Annotated in this window: 18 protein-coding genes; 3 read left to right on the top strand and 15 right to left on the bottom strand. The window is 34.1% G+C overall.

Annotated elements, in window-relative coordinates:
* Positions 1–178: 178 nt before the first annotated feature.
* From JO950_RS17235 to JO950_RS17220, 4 genes are all read right to left on the bottom strand, one after another.
* Positions 179–1,147 carry a type I phosphomannose isomerase catalytic subunit gene (locus JO950_RS17235; protein WP_202703753.1) on the bottom strand — a complete coding sequence of 323 codons (969 nt, stop codon included), beginning with the start codon at positions 1,145–1,147 and terminating at the stop codon, positions 179–181.
* Positions 1,148–1,287: 140 nt separating this feature from the next.
* A complete protein-coding gene (locus JO950_RS17230) occupies positions 1,288–3,390 on the bottom strand; it encodes a glycoside hydrolase family 97 protein (RefSeq protein WP_202703752.1) in 2,103 nt (700 codons plus the stop codon).
* 211 nt (positions 3,391–3,601) lie between these two features.
* Positions 3,602–3,907 (bottom strand): hypothetical protein, encoded by a 306-nt coding sequence (locus JO950_RS17225; RefSeq protein WP_202703751.1) that lies wholly within the window; start codon positions 3,905–3,907, stop codon positions 3,602–3,604.
* Between the two features lie 246 nt (positions 3,908–4,153).
* Positions 4,154–4,867: a Two component regulator three Y domain protein gene (locus JO950_RS17220; RefSeq protein ID WP_202703750.1), complete on the bottom strand. Its 714-nt coding sequence runs from the start codon at positions 4,865–4,867 to the stop codon at positions 4,154–4,156.
* 180 nt (positions 4,868–5,047) lie between these two features.
* Between JO950_RS17220 and JO950_RS17215 the strand changes: the two genes are divergently transcribed.
* Together JO950_RS17215 and JO950_RS17210 are read left to right on the top strand one after the other, a co-directional pair.
* A complete protein-coding gene (locus JO950_RS17215) occupies positions 5,048–5,536 on the top strand; it encodes a DUF1761 domain-containing protein (RefSeq protein ID WP_202703749.1) in 489 nt (162 codons plus the stop codon).
* Between the two features lie 117 nt (positions 5,537–5,653).
* Positions 5,654–6,799, top strand: coding sequence for a GNAT family N-acetyltransferase (locus JO950_RS17210; RefSeq protein ID WP_202703748.1), 1,146 nt, complete (start codon positions 5,654–5,656; stop codon positions 6,797–6,799).
* A gap of 679 nt (positions 6,800–7,478) precedes the next feature.
* Here the strand turns inward: JO950_RS17210 and JO950_RS17205 are convergent.
* Positions 7,479–8,348 (bottom strand): diacylglycerol kinase family protein, encoded by an 870-nt coding sequence (locus JO950_RS17205; protein WP_202703747.1) that lies wholly within the window; start codon positions 8,346–8,348, stop codon positions 7,479–7,481.
* A 62-nt stretch (positions 8,349–8,410) separates the two neighbouring features.
* Here JO950_RS17205 and JO950_RS17200 point away from each other — a divergent pair, with 62 nt between their 5' ends.
* A complete protein-coding gene (locus JO950_RS17200; RefSeq protein WP_202703746.1) occupies positions 8,411–9,373 on the top strand; it encodes an App1 family protein in 963 nt (320 codons plus the stop codon).
* A 189-nt stretch (positions 9,374–9,562) separates the two neighbouring features.
* On the opposite strand, the gene abc-f is transcribed toward JO950_RS17200, so the two are convergent.
* The 10 genes from abc-f to JO950_RS17150 form a co-directional block, all read right to left on the bottom strand.
* Positions 9,563–11,476 carry a ribosomal protection-like ABC-F family protein gene (gene abc-f / locus JO950_RS17195; protein WP_202703745.1) on the bottom strand — a complete coding sequence of 638 codons (1,914 nt, stop codon included), beginning with the start codon at positions 11,474–11,476 and terminating at the stop codon, positions 9,563–9,565.
* Between the two features lie 248 nt (positions 11,477–11,724).
* Positions 11,725–12,723: a TerC/Alx family metal homeostasis membrane protein gene (locus tag JO950_RS17190; protein ID WP_202703744.1), complete on the bottom strand. Its 999-nt coding sequence runs from the start codon at positions 12,721–12,723 to the stop codon at positions 11,725–11,727.
* Positions 12,724–13,129: 406 nt separating this feature from the next.
* Entirely contained in the window at positions 13,130–13,789 is a 660-nt protein-coding gene (locus JO950_RS17185; protein ID WP_202703743.1) for a TerD family protein, read from the bottom strand.
* Positions 13,790–13,804: 15 nt separating this feature from the next.
* Entirely contained in the window at positions 13,805–14,356 is a 552-nt protein-coding gene (locus JO950_RS17180; protein ID WP_202703742.1) for a TerD family protein, read from the bottom strand.
* An 11-nt stretch (positions 14,357–14,367) separates the two neighbouring features.
* Positions 14,368–15,333 (bottom strand): hypothetical protein, encoded by a 966-nt coding sequence (locus JO950_RS17175; protein WP_202703741.1) that lies wholly within the window; start codon positions 15,331–15,333, stop codon positions 14,368–14,370.
* Between the two features lie 19 nt (positions 15,334–15,352).
* Positions 15,353–16,441: a toxic anion resistance protein gene (locus tag JO950_RS17170; protein ID WP_202703740.1), complete on the bottom strand. Its 1,089-nt coding sequence runs from the start codon at positions 16,439–16,441 to the stop codon at positions 15,353–15,355.
* A gap of 7 nt (positions 16,442–16,448) precedes the next feature.
* Positions 16,449–17,057 (bottom strand): TerD family protein, encoded by a 609-nt coding sequence (locus JO950_RS17165; RefSeq protein ID WP_202703739.1) that lies wholly within the window; start codon positions 17,055–17,057, stop codon positions 16,449–16,451.
* 5 nt (positions 17,058–17,062) lie between these two features.
* On the bottom strand, positions 17,063–17,617 hold the full coding sequence (locus JO950_RS17160; protein WP_202703738.1) for a TerD family protein: 555 nt from the start codon (positions 17,615–17,617) through the stop codon (positions 17,063–17,065).
* Positions 17,618–17,621: 4 nt separating this feature from the next.
* Positions 17,622–18,428: a phosphoribosyltransferase family protein gene (locus JO950_RS17155; RefSeq protein WP_202703737.1), complete on the bottom strand. Its 807-nt coding sequence runs from the start codon at positions 18,426–18,428 to the stop codon at positions 17,622–17,624.
* Positions 18,429–18,430: 2 nt separating this feature from the next.
* Complete coding sequence (locus JO950_RS17150; protein ID WP_202703736.1) at positions 18,431–19,096, bottom strand: HAD family hydrolase; 666 nt, start codon at positions 19,094–19,096, stop codon at positions 18,431–18,433.
* Between the last annotated feature and the right edge of the window lie 42 nt (positions 19,097–19,138).

Here is a 19,138-nt window from a genome sequence, read left to right as displayed (position 1 = left end):
ACATATAATCATCAGTATTTACAGGTATTTTCTCCATTAATCATTTTTTCCGTTCCTGATCATCGCTATTGTTTTTAATATGAATTCTCTTCAATTCTCTATTTTTCAAAGCGGTAAAATTTTCATGAACCCTAATTAAATACCTATAATGTGACAAAAATAGTCTCCGCCACTTTCTTTATGAGATACATACTTCTAAAACTGAAGCGGTTCCTTTTAAGCTATAACCGCGCATTCCTGCAGGAATCAATACAGTATCACCTTGTTTGTATTGATAATTTACGTTTTGATAGGCAATTTCAAAATGGCCTTCCGTACACATATAAACCGTAAAGTTTTCTCCTTTTTTACTTACTTCAAGAGTTCCGTCAAGCGGAAGGAAATTAGTGGTAAAATAAGGACAGTCGACCACTACATTTGATTGGTTTAAGGTCGTTTCATACTTTTTCTGCGTATCCACTTTTTTGTAATTAATCGCATCCAATGCCAAATCAACATGCAGTTCTCTTTTGTTGCCCTGAGCATCTGTTCTGTCAAAATCATATAAACGATAGGTAATGTCAGATGTCTGCTGAATTTCTGCCACAACCAAACCGGCACCTATAGCGTGAACAGTTCCTGTTTCTAAAAAGAAAACATCCCCGGCTTTGGCTTTTACATCGTCCAGTATTGAAACTAAGGTGTTATTATTTAAGTTTTCTAAATATTCTTCTTTACTGGAATCTTCTTTAAAACCCACAATAATTCTCGCATCTGCATCTGCCTGCATCACGTACCACATTTCGGTTTTACCAAAAGAATTATGACGTTCTTTCGCCAACTGATCGTTTGGATGAACTTGTATCGATAAGTCTTCTCTTGCATCCAAATACTTAAAAAGCAAAGGAAACTGATTCCCAAATCGTTCGTAAACAGCTGTTCCCAGAATCTCATTTGGCGATTGATCTATTAAATTAGTTAACAATTGTCCTTTTAACTCTCCGTTTGCAACAATACTTACATCCCCTTCTACAGTAGACAATTCCCAGCTTTCTCCTGTAATTTTTGATATAATTGGTTTATTCAGAATTGTTTTTAGCTTCTCCCCTCCCCAGATTCTTTCTTTCAGGATTGGTTCAAATTGTAATGGATAAATTTTCATACTCATTATTTTATGTCTTTGAGAAGAACGAATTAATCTCGCCCTCCGGTTATTTGTTTTTTTCTTTTGCCACAGATTAAACCATTTTCCATTCGCAAAGATCAGAAAAAAATCCGCGCCATCTGTGCGTTATTTCTATCTCTTTTCTACTTTATAGAAATCGCAAAACCGCCACTCGCGGCTAGTTTTTGTTTTAACTTCGTTTTACTATTTACAGCCATTTTACGAATGTTGTACGATTGTGGATTACTCTTATAATCGGCTGTTTTTCCGTCTTCATAAATCGTTGCCGTAAATGATTTCCCGGCAGGTAAAAAGCTAAAATCAATGAGAGCAGTACGTGGATTTTCATCCGTAATTCCACCTACAAACCATGCTTGTTTTCCTTTAGCTTTTCTGGCTATTGTGATATAATCTCCCGGTTCTGCTTCGAGAATATAACTGTCATCCCAGTCCAGTGCAACATCTTTTATAAACTGAAAAGCATCCTTGAAACGCCTATAGTTTTCAGGCAAATCGGCCGCCATTTGCAACGGACTGTACATGGTTACATAAAGCGCCAATTGCTTCGCCAGTGTCGTACTCAACTTGTTTTTCTTTGAGCCGTATACGGATAAATCTCCCTGAAAAATTCCCGGTGTATAATCCATCGGCCCACCCATAAGACGTGTAAAAGGTAAAATTGTAGTGTGATCAGGATGAATTCCTTCCATAGCCTCAAACTCAGTTCCTCTGGCCGATTCCTGCGCAAACCAGTTGGGATAGGTACGATGCAATCCCGTTGGGCGAACTGCTTCATGGGAATCTACCATGATTTTATGCTTTGCTGCCTCCTTGGCTACATACGTATAATGGTTCACCATTTGCTGCCCGTCATGGTGTTCTCCTCTTGGAATAATTGGTCCTACATAGCCCGTTTTTACCGCATTATAGTTATTATCAACCATAAACTTTAAGGCATCCGGAAGTTGTCTTTCATATTCTGAAGCCGAAGAGGTAGTCTCATGATGCATGATGATTTTCACATCTTTCTGCTTGGCATACAAACTTAAATCTTTCACATCAAAATCCGGATAAGGTTTGGTAAAACTATAAATATGCTCCTTTTTAAAAGCGGTATTATCTTCCCATCCCTCATTCCATCCTTCCACCAAAACAGCGTCAAAACCATTTGCCGAAGCAAAATCGATATATTCTTTTACGTGTTTGGTATTGGCTCCATGTGTTGTATTAGGCTTCAGTTTAGAAAAATCGGTAGCTCCAATTACTACATCCTGATTGTCAGAATACGCCCAGGTAGATCCTCCGCCGGTAAAATATTCCCACCAAACCCCAATATATTTCACCGGTTTAATCCATGAAGTATCTTCGAAAGCACAGGGTTCATTCAGGTTTAAGATCATTTTTGAAGCCAGTATATTTCGCGCATCATCACTCACCACAATCGTTCTCCAGGGCGTAAAACTTCCGGTTTGAATGTATCCTTTATTTCCAACAGCATCAGGAACCAAATGGGAACTAAGCGAATAAGTTTTATCATCAACATTAAGACACATTGCCGGATAATTTTTTAAAGCTGCTTCGTGAATATTAATATAAAGTCCGTCATTCGTCTTCATCATCAAAGGCGTTTGCGCGGCCAGATTTTTAATCGTTGTTTGTGCTGCCATCGAAACGTGAGCGGCATTGTACATCAAAGATGGCATCTCCGAAATTTTTGAAGTGGTATAACTGTACTCGTTTGTATCATAATCCCCCGGAATCCAAAAAAGTTTATGATCCCCCGTTAAATTAAACTCGGTAGTTTCTTCCTGAATCACAAAATGACGCAAATTGTCCTGTACCGGAAACTCATATCGAAATCCCAAACCATCATTGAACAAACGGAAATAAATGGAAATCTTTCGTTTGCTTTTTTCTTGTATCAAATCAGCTTTCAATTCATTGTACTGATTCCTAATTTTTTTCTGCTCTCCCAATACCGGTTCCCAGAAATTGTCTTCTGATTGTTTTTGTGTACCAGCAATCTGAAAACCTTTATTCATTTTGATATCCGACTTTAAAATAAAACCCAATCTGCTTTCTTTGATTACTTCTTTTTTCTTGTAGGTCAGAGCATAAATCGGAGTACCCTCTGCATTTAAATGGAATGTCAATACCAGGTTCCCATCGGGAGACTTCAGTTCCTGAGCATTGATCCACGCATTAGAAACAATAATAAAAAAGCAGGTTAAAAGAATTTTCTTCATAAACAAAAGGGTTCTAAGTGTTGCTAAATCGATTTAGCAAACATAATAAAATTTATGAAACAGAAATACCTGAAAGGAAAAAATATAAAATTTTAATTGAAAAAAGCAAAAAAAGTAATGCCATGAGTGAAAAGATAAAGTTTAGTCGTACAAAAAAAAGACTGCCTATAAAAGCAGTCTTTCTAAATTGTTGCGATAAACAAAGTCCGGCCTATGCCATAAACAATGCATATTTATTGTAATTGTATAAAACCAGATCATACGGAACTAAAAGCGGTGCTACTTTTTCTGACGAAGCTTCAAATGTAATTCCATGGTGCTTTCTGAATAAATAAATCTCTTTTAAACAGTTGGACAAACTCTGGTGAATTCCTGTAGTAAAAGTGGGCAGTTTTTTATCCCCGACCAATAAATCAATCTGGTAATTTGAACTGCTTTTAGACAGATTATTTCCTATAATTCTTATTGTAAATGTTGTTGCTTTTCCGTGTTGTTCTCCTTGATACTGTACTACCATAATTTTATAATTAAAAAGGTTAGATTATCTTTTATGTTCTAAATTGCTTTCTGCTGCAAATTGAAGAATTAAACTTATGAAAAAAAAGTAATGGAAAAAAAAATGCACTAAATTAAATGTTATTTTTCATTCCAAAAAAGTAAAGACCAGACGTAAAAAAACCGTAACGAATTACGGCTTTTAAACAATTAACTAAATATATTTAATCCACTTTTTAACGAGTGTAAAATTCATTCATAAGCACGATTAATTTCTGGTAACCATTGTGGTTTCTTTTCTAGCGGCTATTTCTAATAAAAAAGGATTTCCTTCTTCATCAAACATCGTCATATTTAAGGCATCTAATAAAATCAAATTTTTCGAAACGCCTCCTTTAAATTTATTATAAGAAAGATTCAATTCAGACAAATGTCCTAATTTTTCTAATTCATTTGGAATTTCTCCTTCAAAATTATTATCAAACAAACTCAGGTTTTCCAAAACACTAAAGTTGCTTACTTCTTTGCTCAAACTTCCTGACAATTTGTTCTGATTTAAAAGCAAAACTTTCAAAGTCTTTATCGTATAAATTGACCCTGGTAACTGCCCCTGAATTTCATTATTAAACAAAGCAAGAGTTTCTAATTGGCTTAGTTTTCCAATCTCCAAAGGAAGCTGTCCCTGAATTTTATTGTCGTGTAAATCGATCGTAACCAAATTAACCAAAGTCAACAATTCTACAGGCAGATTTCCCTGCAAATTATTATTGGCCAAATGAAGTCCGACGACTTTACCATTTTCAACTTTTACCCCATACCAGGTAGCTACCGAAAGTGATAAATCCCACTTTATCTTCCATTCCGATCCGTTTGTTACCTCATACAATTTGATAAGCGCCTCTTTCTCTTTATCTGAAACGGTATCAGCATAAATAGCAGGCGAAAAAATAAAAGCCAGAAAAAACAGGACTAAGCTTTTCATTACAAAACTTCAAGATTTATTGATACCACAAAATTATACATTTCATAGTTATAAAGCTCATAATGTCGATAAAGTGTTGATAAAAATTAATTTAATCCTAATTTTACTACTTTAAGCTAAGTCACATTTTGTGAGATTTTTTGTTTAAATTTGAGCAACTAATCCTAAAAACCTCATATTATGGAATTTAACCCTGTTGCATTATTCTTATCAGCCATCGTAACACTGGCTGTTGGTTTTATCTGGTACAACCCTAAAGTATTCGGAACCATCTGGATGAGAGAGAACAATCTCACTCCGGAAGACTTACAAAAAGGAAATATGCTTAAAATATTCGGTCTTACGTATCTTTTCTCGTTAATGATTACCGTAATTTTAATGTCTCTTACCATCCATCAAACCGGTGCTTTGGGAATGGTGGGCGGACCTCCTTTGGTCGACAGTGCTAAACCATCATTTGCTGCTTTTATGAATGACTATAGAACAGCCTACCGCACCTTTAAACACGGAACTCTTCACGGATTTATGTCAGCACTCTTTTTTGTCTTTCCCATAATTGGAATCAACGGCCTATTCGAAAGAAAATCGTGGAAATATATCTTTATTCATGCAGGTTACTGGGCGGTTTGCCTTACTTTGATGGGCGGAATTATCTGTGCATTTGCCTAACTCTAAAAAATACAAACCCGTTTGAAATTAAATCTCAAACGGGTTTTCTTAATAATAACTTAAACCAGTTGAGTTCTTATAAATATTCTCTAATTTTGAAGAAATTAGCTCCCTCTTTTGACTACAACTTATTCTTTCGAAATATACAATAGCGCATCACTACTGCCCTTGGAATGGAATTCTCTGGCGGCAGCTAATATCTTTTTAACCAAAGAATACCTGGAAGTCCTGGAGAACTCCTGTCCGGTAAATATGATATGCCATTTTATCGGAATTTTCAACGATAGTAAACTGGTCGGAATTGTTCTGACCCAATTTCTATTTACGGAGAAACTGGAATCGTTCGGGGAACGCGATCAATGTTTGAAAACTTCGGTGCGAAATTTTGCTTTTAAAAATTTTGCCTCTCATGTACTATTTGTCGGAAACAATATGCTTACCGGACAAAATGCGTTTGTACTTGCCTCAGACATCAAACCATCAATAGCTCTAAAAACACTGCACAAAGCCATTAATCAGCTTAAAAAAAACCTGAAAGCAGGCGGAAGAAAGGTTCACATTACCAGCATAAAAGATTTTACAGCTACCGAAATTATTCCTTTACAAAACGAATTTAAAAACAATTACACGTTTTCAACTCAGCCTAATATGGTTTTTGAAATCCATAAAGACTGGGTATCTGAACAGGATTATATTGGCGCTTTATCAAAAAAATATCGGGATCAGTACAAACGGGCCCGAAAAAAAGCAGACGGAATCGTAAAGCAAAAAATGTCTTTAGCCGACATTAAAAAATATGAAGATGTTATTTACGATTTGTATTTTCATGTGGCCAAAAACGCTCCTTTCAATACTTTTTTCTTAGCCCGAAATCACTTTAGTTTTTTTAAAGAAATCATGAAAGATGATTTCCTGTTTTACGGCTATTTTTTAGAAGAAAAACTAATCGGATTCAATACCTTAATTAAAAACGGAAGTGCGATGGATACTTACTTTTTAGGGTACGACGAGACCATTCAACGCGAAAAAATGCTATACCTCAACATGCTTTACGACATGATTGCCTACTCTATCAATCATGGTTTTAAAGAAGTAGTATTTGCCAGAACCGCTCTCGAAATCAAAAGCTCTGTCGGGGCAAAACCGGTCAAAATGTATGGGTTAATAACGCACAGCAATACGCTGATCAACCACAATATCGGCCGATTATTTAGCTATTTGGAACCCAAAACTGACTGGCAGGAACGAAATCCGTTTAAATAAATACTGATTTTAGATTGAAGATTAACGATTGCAGATTTCTGACCTGCTAATGACTAGTACTAAATATTCTCTCTTTTTTATACGTTCTATAAATCTGAAATCAGAAATCGTTAATCAAAAATCGAAAACGATTATACAGATCGTTCCTATGGAACTCATGAAAACACCATCCCTATTTTCAACGAATTAAAATCCGTTGCTACAACATATACATTCCTACGGAATTCTGAAGACAACTCCGCTAGGAGTGGAATATCTATAGAAATAAATTCAAACATCGGTTTTAGCCCCATCGGGGCGATATATTTCACAATCAGTTTCAAACAACCTCCAACATCTGAAATCAGAAATCGTTAATCAAAAATCGAAAACGATTATACAGATCATTCCTATGGAACTCATTAAAACACCACCCCATTTTGAACGAATTAAAATCCGTTGCTACAAAATGTTCATTCCTACGGAATTTTGAAGGCAACTCCGCTAGGAGTGGAATATCTATAGAAATAAATTCAGCCAACGTTTTTTAGCCCCATCGGGGCGATATATTTCACAATCAGTTTCAAACAACCTCCAACATCTGAAATCGAAAATCGTTAATCAAAAATCAGCAATCCTTTTAGCTGTTTTTCCTTAACTTAATTACCTCTCACAATCAGTTTCACACAGACTATAAAAACTACGGGATTGCTATTTTCATTTGTTTGTGCAGAATATGAATTTCCAAATCCGTTTGTGCGCCGCAATACTCGCCATCAATCTGAAAATTAACGGGATAATCGGTTTTAATCGTCGCTTTATCTGTAGAAATAATTACAATATCATCCGAATCAATAGGCATGTTTCCGGTAATAATTTTTCCGATCAATAGTAAATCAAGGCTCTTTAAAATGACCAATTCAAACTTACCGTCATTCATTGCGCCATTTGGATTTATTACGACGCCGGTTCCGTATTTCTGAGAATTAGCAATCACAATCATTCTTGCGGTATGCTCCACGGTTTCGTTATTAGCCGAGATTGTAGCCACAAAAGGTTCTTCCGATTCTTTTAAAGCCGAATAGGCCTGTAAAGCGTAACCCCACAAACCGCGTAAATTACTCTCTTCGTAATTTTTTACCAGATTGGCATTTACGCCAATATCACTCAAATGAATACTTTTTTTGCCATTGATAGCAATCATATCCATTTCGATATAATGATGCAGAAAAGCAATTTTCAGGTTCTCCTCGAGTGTATCCGGCAGATTTAGATCGACTGACAATCCATTGGCTGAACCAGCAGGCAAAATACCAATAATGATATCAAACTGCTCCATGGCTTCAGCAACCATTTTTATGGTTCCGTCTCCACCGGCTACCACAATACGCTCAGGAAGATACTGATTGTACAGGGTCTGTATTTCTTTTTGATCCTTCTTACCGGTGGTTTCATATACTTCCAAATCAAAATGATGAACAACAGAAAACTCCTGTACAGCGGCTATTAAATCGGATTTATCCAGATCTCCCGAAATCGGATTTACAACAAATAAGATATTCTTTTTCAAAGTTTTATTTTTAAAATCAATTAAAATAATTAATTTACATCATCCATAAATATACACAATTAATGAAACCAATTTTACAATTATATCGCGGTTATGCCAATGAAGAAGAATTAATTGTAATGGGACATGTTTTCAGAAGAACCTATGACTATGATTTTCAGAAAAAAAACTTCAAAAATGCCACTTCGATCATCAATCAGTTCAGAATAAAAACCATTAAAAATTTTGATGTTTATCTAAAATGCGGAAATCAGGAAATTCACACTAAAACCCTGGACGACGGCTATTTCAAGTTTTGTATTCCACTGGAAAAAGAAACTCCCTTTGGATGGGTTGAATACGAAGTAAGTATAAAACACAGGACCGAAACTATAACTGAAAAAGGCAGTTTCATAAGGCCTCACAAAGGAAAACTGGGCATCATCTCCGATATTGATGATACTTTTTTGATTTCGCATACCGGAAATTTCTTCCGGAAAATATATGTCCTTTTATTTAAAAACGTGAACGACCGTAAAGTTTTTAAAGGTGTTGTACCCCATTATCAAGCTTTAAGTTCAGCGGGACGAAATAATAAGGAAGAAGAAAATGCCTTTTTTTATGTGTCGAGCAGCGAATGGAATTTGTATCGATTCATCGTCAAATTTACCAAAATACATCATCTCCCAAGGGCTGTAATTCTATTGAAAGACATCAAAAGAGGAATCCCTGATTTTTTCATGAGCGGACGCGGAAACCACGATCATAAATTCGACAAAATAAAACACGTTTTAGAATTTTACCCCAATCTTAAGTATGTTTTACTAGGAGACGATTCGCAACACGACCCCATTTTGTACGAACGAATCTGTAAAATCTTTCCGGTAACTGTAAAGGCAGTTTACATCAGACAGACTGGCAAACACAAAAAAAAAGCCACTAAAACGATTATGAAAAACCTCGAAAACTTAGAGGTCTCTGTTTGTTATTATAAAGACAGCAGCGAGGCCATTATGCACTCTAAATCTATTGGTCTTATCTCGTGAGATGTGATTTGTGATTTGTGAAATGCATGGAGTAAATAAAGTGTCTCTTCTATTTTTTATAAGGGATGGTAAATTTTAGACATAAAAAAAACTTTGCCAAAGTTTTAAACCTTTGACAAAGTTGTATATTCATTTCAAAACTGAAAACTGACACTGAGACAGAAGACTGCGACAGTGACTGAAAACTAGTTAAGCATTAAAATTATCAATCTCCTCCTGAACAATTTCCCAGTCCAGCAACAATTGATCTAAGTCTTTTTTCTTTTTGTTGTATGCGGTAAAAAACGAAGCATCTTCAATATGTTTGTCATAATTAGAAGCCAGCATTTTATCATCGTGCTGAATGTCTTTTTCCAATTGTTTGATTTGACTCTCTACCTTACTCAATCGGTTTTGAAGTGCTTTTCCTTTTTTCTGATCTTCGTATGACGTTTTCTTAGATTCCTTTGGAGCGGCTTCTTTTACAACATCTTTTTTCTCTACCTCACGCATGTTTTCAAGATTACGCTGCTCTAAGAAGTAGTTAATATCTCCTAAATATTCTCTAATCTTTTGGTCTTTGAATTCGTACACGATATTCGACATTCCCTGAAGGAAATCTCTATCGTGAGAAACCAATAATAAAGTACCGCCAAATTTTTGAAGGGCAGCTTTTAAAACGTTCTTAGATTTAATATCCAGGTGATTCGTAGGCTCATCCATCAGTAAAACATTGATAGGCTGCAACAACAATTTACAAAGTGCCAAACGGTTACGTTCACCTCCTGAAAGTACCTTTACTTTTTTCTCAACATCGTCTCCACGGAATAAAAAGGATCCCAACATATCACGAACTTTCATACGGTTTGTGTCTGTAGCAGCATCTTCCATAGTTTGAAGCAACGTAATTTCTCCATCAAGATATTCAGCCTGATTTTGAGCAAAATATCCTAACTGAACATTATGTCCTAATTTGATGTTCCCCTGGTACTCAAATTCGTTGACAAGAGCTTTAATGAAAGTCGATTTTCCTTGTCCGTTTTGTCCCACAAAGGCAATTTTACTTCCTCTTTCAACCAATAAACTAATATCTTTCAGAATCGTTTTGTCTCCGTAAGCTTTGGTAACATTTTCAGCTTCGATTACTACTTTTCCGGGTTCTTTTGAAACCGGGAACGAAATATTCATTACCGAATTATCATCCTCATCTACTTCGATTCTTTCAACTTTATCTAACTTTTTAATTAACGATTGCGCCATCGAAGCTTTAGAAGCTTTTGCACGGAACTTTTCGATTAATTTTTCAGTTTCTTCTATTTTCTTTGCCTGATTCTTTTGAGTAGCCAATTGTTTTTCACGAATTTCGTGACGCAATTCTAAATACTGAGAATACGGTTTATTAAAATCGTATGCTTTTCCTAAAGAAATTTCGATGGTACGGTTGGTCACATTATCCAAAAACATTTTATCGTGCGAAACGATTACCACAACTCCGGGATAGTTACGAAGGAAACTTTCTAACCAAATGATACTCTCAATATCCAGGTGATTCGTAGGCTCATCCAGAAGCAATACATCATTAGATTGTAATAACAGTTTTGCTAACTCGATACGCATTCTCCATCCTCCTGAGAATGTTTCAGTCTGATTATTGAAAACTTCTCTTTTGAAACCTAATCCTAAAAGAATCTTCTCCGTATCTCCTACATAGTTGTAACCTCCAAGAAGATCAAAACGATGGGTATAATCAGATAAAGCTTCAATGATCTGGCCGTATTCTTCACTTTCATAATCGGTTCTGGTCACCAATTGATGATTGATTTCTTCTAGTTTTTTCTCAACAATTTTAATTTCAGTAAAAGCCTCATACGCTTCCTCCAACACCGTTCTTCCACGTTCAAAATCAATATCCTGACGCAAAAACCCCATTCGGATATCTTTCTCCTGGGAAATAACCCCTGAATCAGGAGCAAAATCTCTTGCTAACATTTTAAGCATTGTAGATTTACCCGCTCCGTTTTTACCCACAAGACCTACGCGGTCACCGGCACCTAAACGAAAGGTAACTTCTTCAAATAAATATGTTCCTCCAAAAGAAACCGAAAGATTGTGTATATTAAGCATAATTTGTAACTATTATAACAAGGAGTAAAGGCTTTAAGTGCCTTATTTACTTTACTTTTTGAAAGTGCAAAAGTATGACAATTAATTTAAGTTTCGACTGTCGTTTTAAAAACAAATAGTAGAAGGTTTTTTTACACCAAAAATTAGTTTTAGCTCTTCGGCTTCTTTGTTCCAATCACGAAAATCATAAAAAACGGATAGCACTCCTTAGACTGCTATCCGCTTTAATAAATTCTTTATTTTATGTTTTATGCTTCTTTTGGCTCCGGAAGCATCACTGAGGCCAATACAGAAATTACCAGAATTCCTCCAATTACAAGCAATGAATACAGAGATTCAATATGATAAAATGGAGAAATAATCATCTTAACTCCAATAAACGAAAGAATAATAGCTAAGCCATATTGTAATTTACTGAACAAGTGAATGAAGTTATCCAATAGAAAGAATAAGGCTCTAAGTCCCAAAATAGCAAAAATATTAGACGTGTAAAGAATGAATGGATCATTTGAAATGGCAAAAATTGCCGGTATAGAATCTACTGCAAACAATAAGTCAGTAAACTCAATTACAGCTACTACCACTAAAAGTGGTGTCGCCAGTTTTTTTCCGTTTTCGATGGTAAAGAATTTATCTCCATCGTATTTATCACTAACGCTGAAAAACTTTCTGATTAATCTTGCTCCTCTGGTGTTATTATAATCTTCTTCATCGTCATCATCACCGGCAGACCATGATTTAATTCCTGCATATACCAGGAATAATCCGAAAGCTGTCATGATTAAATTGATATCGTATTGGAAACCTTCTACTCCAACCAAACTTAAAAGCTTGTTTAAATAAGTCAGTTCGATAAGGAACGCTCCTGAAAAAATAAAAATAGCTCTTAAAACCAATGCTCCAATAATTCCCCAAAATAAAACTTTGTGTTTGTTGTGATTGGCTACGTCGAAAAACTTAAATACTAATATAAATACAAAAAGATTGTCAACTGAAAGTGCTTTTTCTATCCAGTACGCCGATTGAAATTCATAAAATTTTGCCGATCCGGCGAAGTAATAAACCAAACCACTAAAAATCATCGCTAAACTAATCCATACTAATGACCAGGTTACTGCTTCTTTATTACTTACGACATGGCTTTTTTTGTTGAAAATTCCCAAATCCAACAATAGCATGATGACTACTGCAATGGCAAAGACGATTATTAATCCCGGATGTTCTGAAAAAATAGGGTGTTGATTCATTTTTGAATATTAATTATGTTAATTTAAATTTTACTTATAACTATTGTAACATCACAACTCAGCGTTCTTTCGCTCTGAAGCTACTTTTTATTGCGGGCAATATTACGATTTACAAGCTATTGAAACAAGCACTGTTTATTATAAACCATAAACTATTATTCTCAGATTTTTACATTGATCTCTAAAGCTGATGGTAAGGCTCTAAAACCAGCTTGTCCCATTTTGAAAAATCTTAGAGAAATAACGATGAGCACCCTCTAAATGCATTTTCACCATTTCTTTAAAAAAATACATTTAAAGGGATCTAGTGCAAATTTTCTGTGTTCTGGATTGCAATAAAATCATCTGCTTGCTGAATACTATCTCAAATTTGAAAAACTCAAGATGCGTCTACATTTTAAATTGCCTACACGTAAGACTGAACTATTTTTTGAATAGTCTGCCCTAAAAAAGTATCAGTAGTTGGATCTCCAATTGCACTGAATTTCCATTCTCCATTATGTTTGTATAATTTCCCCATAATGATGGAACGTTTGTTTACATATTGAGAATCAGCAGAAACATTATAAGAAGCAAATTCTGAAACCACGTTGGTCGGAGTACCTTCGTACATTCTAATTTTTGCATAAGGAATTTGAGAGAAATCTTCTTTTCCTGCATTGTTTAAAAAGAAAAAGATCTGATTGACTTTGGTATCAACTTTAGAAAGATCCACTGTAATAATCTCATTATCTAAACCATCATCTCCACCAGTATCACCGGCAAGATCATCACCAGTATGTTTTAAGGCTCCATCAACACTTAACAATTTACCTTTTGGAAGTCCAAATTGTTGTAATACTTCTAATTTGTATAACGGAGAATACAAATGATCGTAAAGCTTATTCTGATCATCAATCAATACACAGCTCAAATCCAGATCGACTTCTACTACGTTTTTTGATAATCCTAAAAAACCTTTCGTTTCAATCGCTCCCCAGTTTACACCCACGCAAAAATTGGTTAATGATTCGCCGCTTGATTTTCTTAAATCAATTTTTTGTCCTTTGGTTAAATTAATAGCCATCTGTTTAATAAGGTATTAATTATATTTATTCAAATAGTCTTGTAAACCACCTTTCATTCCTATTCCTACAGCTTCAAACTTCCATTCGTTGTTTCTTTTGTAAATTCTTCCGAATTCAACAGCTGTTTCAATAGAAAAATCCTCATCAAGCTCGTACTTTACTAACTCTGTATTAGTCTGATCAATGATTCGAATAAATGAATTTCTAATCTGTCCGAAATTTTGTCTTCTGGTATCTGCATGATGAATTGTTACAACAAAGCAAATTTCATTTACATCCGGAGATATAGTAGATAAATCGATTTGAATTTTCTCATCATCCCCATCTCCGGCACCGGTTAAATTATCTCCAGTGTGCGTTACAGCTCCGTCAGGCGATTTTAAATTATTATAATAAACAAAATGATTGTCATTTGGAATTTTTCCATTTGCACCAACTAAAAAAACTGAAGCATCAAGATCAAATCCCTCTCCCGTGCTGCTTGAATTGCTATCCCAGCCAAGTCCAACAATGAATTTTGGAGCTTCAATACTCTGTCTTTGACCTTTTTCTAAATTAATTGCCATTTTATTTTTCTTTATTTAATATTTATATTTAACATAGTTCTTAAAATATTGGTTTGTTCATCTACATTTTGAAGATCTTCTACAAAATCGACAGATGAAATCTTATCCAGATATTCTTTTAATACTTCATCTACATTTTCAGGAAATGATGTTTTTATTGTACTTAATTCAAATGTTAAAGCTGAATTTTTTTCTCTCAATTGTGTAATAATCTCTCCTTTAACGGAGTCATTTTTAGCAATATTAATTTCTTTTGCCAACACATCATCCAAAAGATAAAATGCTTTTTCATTCGCAATAAAGATAAATTTATCGTTAGAATCTCTAAATTCGAAGACCTCAATAACTTCATTGTTACAAACCAGTCCACACAAAAATTTAATTTTAAATTTCAGTATATTTAGTCTTCCCAGAAGTTTCTTTTCAAACTTTACATGTTTATTTTCATAAAGCTTCTTATTCAAAAAGTCTATTTTTTCATATTCTTCAAGAGTAATTTCCCGAAAATACTCCTGTTTAACATGGTCGGAAAAACTTATAATCTCGTTCCAACTAAAAAAACCTGCATTTTCAGTGGCAAACATATTGTAAAGTTCTTCAATCTTTCGAGACATGTTTCTCGCATGTGTCTTTGCTTTTTCTGCAAATCCAGATTCGTCAATTTCTGATTTTAATTTGGTTATGATATCCTCATTGATATAAATCTCATCCGAAATCAAAAGATATTGCTGCTCTTTCGCTTTTTTTAGTTTTTGAAACAATTCAATAAAACTACTTGTAAACTGTACATGAAAGAGTTCTAACTTATTTATGTCTAATGCTTTATTGTTTTCAAAAAGAGTATGAATGATTCTTGTTTTTATTAAAACCCCAACAAAATCCTTGTGACTAAAGAAATTGGATAACAATTCTAAAATCACAAGTTTTCTATTACTGTCTTTTATTATTTGAACAAACCGTTCCTCTTCCTCTTGCATTTAACTGATTTCTGTTCAATTAGCTTATCACTCCTTTTTTTAATTCAACTTCAAGACTTTGCAGTCCCGCGTCAAGTTGTCTTCTGGTTTCGGTACCCTGCTCATGAATTTGTTTTACTTCTGTCAACGTATCAATTAATGATTTCGTCGTCATTTTCAAAGTCTCAAGGGACACAACAGTATTTTCATTTTCTTTTGCTACTTCAATGCTGTTTTGTTTTAACATTTCAGCATTTTTCTGCAAAATAGTATTTGTCGTTTCAGACACTCTTCGTTGTACTTCAATATTTTGCTTTTGCCTTTGCAAAGCAACTGCGAGTGTTAACTGATTCTTCCAAACCGGCATGGTTGTAGTCAGGATCGATTGTGCTTTCTCTGCAATTGAAGTATTATTATTTTGCACCACACGAATTTGCGCTAAGGACTGTAGCATAATAAAACGAACAATTTTCATATCGGCCAAACGCTTGTCCAGACGATTAATAAAGTTTCTTTTATCCGAAATTTGATAATCCTGGTATTGAGCCGGATTTCCTTCCATTACAGCAAGCTCCTCACCCAATTCTTTAAATCGGATTTGTCCCGCAATAATGTGTTTTTCCATCTCTTTGATAAGATTCACATTTCCGTCAAACATGGTTTGAAGAGCACTGTTATCTTTTACCGAATTGATCATTCCTGCCTTTACCTTATTACTGATCTTATCGATATTTACAGTAATTTTATCGTATTGCTGGAATAATTTTTTTACATCGGTTACCAATTTGTTCAGAATCGGAATTTTAGACAGGAAACGTTTAAATGGTCCCTGATCCAGCTGATCTACATCAACATAATTTAACTCTGTAAGCAAGTCATTTATCAACGTACCAACTTCACCTGAATTATAAGTTCTAACATTGGTTAAAAAAGTATCACTTTGCTTCGCAATTGAATTCTGGATTTCGGCTCCATAGTTCAAAATTGAATTAGTATCATTTTCATTTAACTGATTTGAAATCGACTTGTAATTATTAACTTCCGTTTCAGAAATTGAAGCTAAGTTTACATTTCCATCCTTATCAATCAAAGCGGTATTCTCCTGAGCAACCAATTGATTTTCTAGCATAGTTTATTTATAGATGGTTTTGTTGAATGGTAACGATTGTTTGTTCCAACTTTTTATCATTTGTCGGAGTTCCGATTGCACTAAACTTCCAATCTCCGTTTCTTTTATAAAAAACTCCTAAAACCATAGAAACATTTCCAGCGAAGGAAGCATCATTTGCAACATCATAACGTGCAAATTCCTGGCTTACTTTTGTTGGAGTTCCTTCATAAATTCTGATAGATGCAAAAGGGATATCTTTAAAATCCTGTCCTCTAAAGCTATTTATAAAAAATGCAACGTGATTGGCAGCTGGTGATATTTGCGAAAAATCCAGAGTAATTACCTCATTATCCAAACCGTCATCCCCATTTAAATCACCTGTTAAATCGTCACCACTATGCTTAATTGCACGATCATTTGATATTAGTTTTCTAAAATTTACAGAATCAATATGATTTTTCTTGTCGTCATAAATAGCGCAGCTTGCATCTAAATCTACTGCCTCTTTTTTGGTGCCAAAAAATCCCTTTTTCTCAATTGCTCCCCAGTTTACACCGACACAGATGTTCTGTAATTTAGTACCATTACTTTTCTCAAGGTTGATACGTTGCCCTTTTTCTAAATTAATTGCCATATCTATTAATTGTATTTGTTTAAATAATCTTCTAATCCGCCTTTCATTCCAACACCAATAGCTTCAAATTTCCATTGGCCGTCTTTGTTATAAATCCTTCCAAACTCTACAGCTGTTTCTATTGAAAAATCCTCTTCCAATTCGTATTTAAGCATCTCGCTATTATTACTCTCGTCTACAACTCGAATGAAAGAATTTCTAACCTGACCAAAATTTTGTTTTCTGTTCTCAGCATCATGAATGGTTACAACAACACAAATTTCTTTTACTGTCGAATTAATTTTAGTCAAATCAATTTTTACTTGCTCATCATCTCCGTCTCCATCTCCTGTTAAATTATCACCTGTATGTATTACCGCCTCATCCGGTGATTTCAGATTGTTATAAAAAACAAAATGAGAATCTGATATTATCTTTCTGTTATCGCCTAAAATAAAAACTGATGCATCAAGATCAAAACCCGATCCAGTACTACTGCTGTTTGTATCCCATCCTAAACCAATGGTAAATTTGGGTGCATTTATGTTTTCACGTTGTCCTTTCTGTAAATTGATAGCCATAGTTTTAATCTATTTTTATTACATTAATGTTTGATTTATACTCTAAAATCTGATGGTAATTATTACTTATTGCTAAATGAAATAAGTCTTTTGTTTTTTCACTGGAAATATTTTCTACTAAATAGCCAAACTGCTCTTCATTTAAACTTAAAATAAATTTGACAATTCTGGTATTGTATTGAAAAGAAGGGCTGTTTATTATATCCACGATATCCTCGACATTTTTAACAGCGTAGTAGTTAAAGTGATTCTCAATTTTTGGATGAATGTCCTTATTTGATAATTCTGCGAAATACACAAAAACAAAATCTCCATTCACATTATACTGATTTAGAATCTTATTCACAGTATGTTCATGACTACCGGTAATTTTAATGTCATCAACAAAAATACAAAGCTTTCCGTCTATAAAATTACGATCAATATAGTAGGTATCGTTCGAAATTAATTTCACCCTTTCATCAAAATCCAAATTTCCATAGTCCGTAACATAGGTTTGGTTTCTGTAAATTTTAGATTCTATACTGGTCTTTTTACCATTTTTGAATAAAAAACTATTCAGCTCTTTTTTAAAATAAGAACACAAAAAATTCGAGGCTGTTGGTATGGATAAGAATGGACTTGGCAGAATAACAATTTCTTGTTCCGACAACAACAATTCTCCAAATTCTGACACGAAACCTTCAAACAATTCCTTTGCAAACTTCTCTGCAAATGATTTGTCACCAAATTTAAATTTACTGTATTCTTGTTCCTTAAACGGACAATTATCTTTGTCCAATATCTTATGTAAGCTGTAACTTTTATTCACTTTTATATTTTTAATAAATGGGCATCAAATCCGAAATTAATTGCTCCATTGTAATCTGCAACACTATTATCTCCGACGTGTAATATTTGTTTTTTTACCGTACTCTTAAAGACATTAATCTCATCAAAAACCAATTGAAAAATTTCATTGTTTGGTTTCGAAAATCCAACTTCGTCAGAATAAATCTGAAATTTAAAAAAATCTGTCAATTCATAATACGCTAACAGTTTTCTTAAGGTTCTGCCTTTGATAAAAGCTGTATTACTCAGTATATTAATAGTCTTATCTTCATTGGTTATTTCCTGAAAAAATTTCTTCGTATCCGGAAAAATTAACTCCGGCTTATAGTTCATAAACAAAGAATCTGTTTCTTCATAAAACTGACTTAACTTATTTGTTTCGAATTTATTAATATCAACTTCGAGTGCGCTTAAAATTAGATAATAAATTTCATACGTATCAATATTCAATCCAGTTTTTTCGTTAATATTATTGCACAAAACATCATAGTACCTCACTACTTCATTTACTTTATCGATCGTACAATCAACTTCAAAGAAATTTTTAAACAATAAATTTCTCTTCTTCTTAAACTCCGGATTGGACTTTATTAATGTCAGCCATAAATCAAAAGAAATATGGGTGTGTTTTTTGTAATTTATTTCCAAATGAATGCTTTTAAAATACGTACAGAAATACCTGTCTTATTA

It is taken from the genome of Flavobacterium sp. UGB4466 (assembly GCF_903469665.1).
In the GTDB taxonomy this organism is placed as follows: Bacteria; Bacteroidota; Bacteroidia; order Flavobacteriales; family Flavobacteriaceae; genus Flavobacterium; species Flavobacterium lipolyticum.
The sequence above is the reverse complement of the archived record's forward strand: the minus strand, read 5'-3'. Positions and strand labels throughout refer to the sequence as shown.

What these genes read in the sequence shown, in the direction of transcription:
- JO950_RS17235 (WP_202703753.1), bottom strand. Translation starts at nt 1,147, where the DNA reads ATGAGTATGAAAATTTATCCATTACAATTTGAACCAATCCTGAAAGAA.
- JO950_RS17230 (WP_202703752.1), bottom strand. Translation starts at nt 3,390, where the DNA reads ATGAAGAAAATTCTTTTAACCTGCTTTTTTATTATTGTTTCTAATGCG.
- JO950_RS17225 (WP_202703751.1), bottom strand. Translation starts at nt 3,907, where the DNA reads ATGGTAGTACAGTATCAAGGAGAACAACACGGAAAAGCAACAACATTT.
- JO950_RS17220 (WP_202703750.1), bottom strand. Translation starts at nt 4,867, where the DNA reads ATGAAAAGCTTAGTCCTGTTTTTTCTGGCTTTTATTTTTTCGCCTGCT.
- JO950_RS17215 (WP_202703749.1), top strand. Translation starts at nt 5,048, where the DNA reads ATGGAATTTAACCCTGTTGCATTATTCTTATCAGCCATCGTAACACTG.
- JO950_RS17200 (WP_202703746.1), top strand. Translation starts at nt 8,411, where the DNA reads ATGAAACCAATTTTACAATTATATCGCGGTTATGCCAATGAAGAAGAA.
- abc-f (WP_202703745.1), bottom strand. Translation starts at nt 11,476, where the DNA reads ATGCTTAATATACACAATCTTTCGGTTTCTTTTGGAGGAACATATTTA.
- JO950_RS17190 (WP_202703744.1), bottom strand. Translation starts at nt 12,723, where the DNA reads ATGAATCAACACCCTATTTTTTCAGAACATCCGGGATTAATAATCGTC.
- JO950_RS17185 (WP_202703743.1), bottom strand. Translation starts at nt 13,789, where the DNA reads ATGGCTATTAATTTAACCAAAGGACAAAAAATTGATTTAAGAAAATCA.
- JO950_RS17180 (WP_202703742.1), bottom strand. Translation starts at nt 14,356, where the DNA reads ATGGCAATTAATTTAGAAAAAGGTCAAAGACAGAGTATTGAAGCTCCA.
- JO950_RS17175 (WP_202703741.1), bottom strand. Translation starts at nt 15,333, where the DNA reads ATGCAAGAGGAAGAGGAACGGTTTGTTCAAATAATAAAAGACAGTAAT.
- JO950_RS17170 (WP_202703740.1), bottom strand. Translation starts at nt 16,441, where the DNA reads ATGCTAGAAAATCAATTGGTTGCTCAGGAGAATACCGCTTTGATTGAT.
- JO950_RS17165 (WP_202703739.1), bottom strand. Translation starts at nt 17,057, where the DNA reads ATGGCAATTAATTTAGAAAAAGGGCAACGTATCAACCTTGAGAAAAGT.
- JO950_RS17160 (WP_202703738.1), bottom strand. Translation starts at nt 17,617, where the DNA reads ATGGCTATCAATTTACAGAAAGGACAACGTGAAAACATAAATGCACCC.